Origin of the sequence: Nocardiopsis baichengensis YIM 90130 (assembly GCF_000341205.1) — a bacterium.
GTDB classification, from domain to species: Bacteria; Actinomycetota; Actinomycetes; order Streptosporangiales; family Streptosporangiaceae; genus Nocardiopsis_A; species Nocardiopsis_A halophila.
In genome coordinates this window covers 1-851 of sequence record NZ_ANAS01000064.1, presented here as the reverse complement: position 1 = coordinate 851, position 851 = coordinate 1, and the positions used below count along the sequence as shown (strand labels likewise).

General features: G+C 69.0%; 1 protein-coding gene. It reads right to left on the bottom strand.

The genetic code is table 11. The features are described 5' to 3' along the window. Window positions 1–10: 10 nt before the first annotated feature. A protein-coding gene (locus tag C892_RS31095; RefSeq protein WP_152513502.1) for an IS5 family transposase occupies window positions 11–807 on the bottom strand; the annotation gives its coding sequence in 2 pieces (ribosomal slippage) (window positions 11–465 and window positions 465–807; 798 coding nt in all). Window positions 808–851 lie beyond the last annotated feature (44 nt).

Sequence of the window (851 nt, the reverse complement as noted above, 5' to 3'; positions counted from 1 at the left end):
AGAGGTCGTCTCATTTGGTGAGTCTGCGGTAGCAGATCAGTGTGCAGGCGATGGCGGCGAAGCCGAGGAAGTGGTTGGCCTTGCGCTCGTAGCGGCGGTGTAGTCTTCGGCATCCACCCAGCCAGGCCATGGTCCGCTCGACCTGCCACCGGTGCCGCCCCAAGCGCTGGGAGGTTTCGATGCCCTTGCGGGCGATGCGGTGGCCGATGCTGTGTCGGCTGAGCCATCGGCGCAGGTGGGCGTAGTCGTAGCCTTTATCGCCGTGCAGCTTGGCGGGTTTGCGGCGGCGGGGCCCGCGCCTGGAGCGGATCGGCGCGATCCCGCGCACCAGCGGTTGAAGGGCCTGGCTGTCATGGGTGTTGGCCCCGGAGATCGCGACGGATAGGGGCAGACCGCTCCGTTCGGTGATCAGGTGGATCTTCGACCCGTTCTTGCCGCGGTCGACAGGATTCGGGCCCGTCAGGCCCCCCCTTTTGCCGCGCGCATGTTGACCGAGTCGATCGCGCACCGCGACCAGTCCAGCTCACCACGCGATCCGAGCTCGTCCAGGACCAGGCGGTGCAGCTTGGCCCAGACGCGGGCGCGGCTCCACTCGGTGAAGCGCCGGTGCGCGGTGGGGCCCGAAGGGCCGAAGACCGGCGGGAGCTGGGCCCAGGTGCAGCCGGTGGTGGCCACGAAGATGATCGCGGCCAGCACCTCGCGGTCGCCGTATCTGCGCCGGCCCCCGCCCTGCGGGCGGGTGGGCGCATCGGGAACCACGCGCTGGAAGAGTTCCCACAGTCGGTCCGGGACAAGGCGCTCGACCATCGACACCCGGCCAGGCTACCGAGACTCCAAATGAGATGACCTCT